This is a genomic window from Natrinema sp. CRL1 (assembly GCF_059162405.1).
The window spans coordinates 1-1,653 of sequence record NZ_JBLVOY010000018.1; the positions used below are offsets into that span (position 1 = coordinate 1).

Below are 1,653 nucleotides of genomic sequence, written 5' to 3' on the forward strand. Positions count from 1 at the left end.
TCAATATCTACCCCCCAGTGACCGTGACTTCCTTCACAGAAATACAAAGAAACTACTGACAGAGCTGACTTACTCCACAACATCACGAATATCTCCTCTACGCAGTAAAAATCAATTCAGAGCGAATAGGCGGATAGAGTGACCACCACTTATGACAAAAGAGGAGTTTCCATAGAGTATGACTCTCCAGCAGATCACCGCGAATGATATTGCAGGCTGGGACTCCCTCCAAGACATCGCTAACTCGTTCGAGAAACGCGGGTTAAAGCCGCGTCCGAACCTTGGAGAAGACAACCAACTCGTTCTTCAACTCGCTGACGACGAATTTGTTGTACTCGTCAACGCAGGCCCCGGTGAATCGGCGACAGACTTCAAGCCGGATAATCGTTCCCGGCATACGAACCTTGTCGCTACGAACGACTTTGATGAGTTCACCTTCCTTACTCGAATGAGGACGTGGGAAGGACAACAGCACGGTCGAATCAAGCACCAGAAAATTTCCTTCACTAAGGACCAGTTCACGCGTGACAGCGGGGAAAAGAACACCGTCCTAAAGAAGCTGAACTCAATCGAGTACGGTTCCTCTACGGCAATTTACGATACACTGTACGATACACAACAGGTGGTCGAAGAATTTTACGAGGAGTTTGAAGATCTTCGTACTGATCTCGTTCAGGAGGTCTCTGGTATCCCTGATGACCGTGGTGATGCGAAGCAACGCTACGTGCAGGTCGTCCTTGATCGGATGATCTTCCTGTACTTCATTCAGGAAAAGCGTCTTCTGGACCGAAATCCGAACTACCTCCACGAACAGCCTGAGAAAGTCGTGGATTATGGCAAAGATCGGTACGAGAACTTCTACCAGCCACTGTTCTTTGACTTCCTTGCAGAAGACAAGCAGAACCCAGATTTCGGGAGTCTTCCATACTTGAACGGTGGTTTGTTTGCCAAGAATCCTGTTGAGGAAGACTTCTCGGATGCAAAGCTAGGGGAGTCTGCCGAAGAAACAAACGAACTGTTCGACGACATTTTGGACTTCCTGTCTGGGTGGAACTGGAACGTGGACGAACGGCTTGATATCGTTGATCCGAAGAATCTCTCGCCCGCTATTCTCGGGCATATCTTCGAGCAGACGGTCAACCAGAAAGAGATGGGTGCGTACTACACGCCCGAGGAGATCACCGGCTTCATGTCTCGCCAGACGATCCATCCGTATCTGCTTGACCAGCTCAACGACACGGTTGATGCCGAATACAGCGAGATTGACGACGTGTTCGGATTCCCTACCGTAGAAGCTAGTGACAGTGGTGAAGCGGCGTTAGCGGATGGCGGAACGATGACTCGACAGGTCCCCACTGAGAACGTGGAGACGAAACACGTCGAAACACTGTATCATGACATCCTAAAAGAGGTACACGTTCTTGATCCGGCGGTCGGTAGCGGTGCGTTCCTGCTTGCTGCACAGGACGTGTTGGTGGATATCTATATGCAGTGCATCGAGTACTTCCAGCAACTCGATCAGGAAGGTAAGGGCTGGGAGTTGGATTCTCGCACCCGTGACGAACTGGAGGAGATTAACGAAGGCCAGGGTGGGGCGTCGCTCTACGCAAAGCGCACGGTCATCCTGAATAATCTCTACGGGGTAGATATTGA

General features: G+C 50.5%; 1 pseudogene. It reads left to right on the forward strand.

What is annotated here, in order from left to right:
• Positions 1-178: 178 nt before the first annotated feature.
• Positions 179-1,653, forward strand: a pseudogene (locus tag ACJYUO_RS21825) (Eco57I restriction-modification methylase domain-containing protein); the annotation flags it as partial.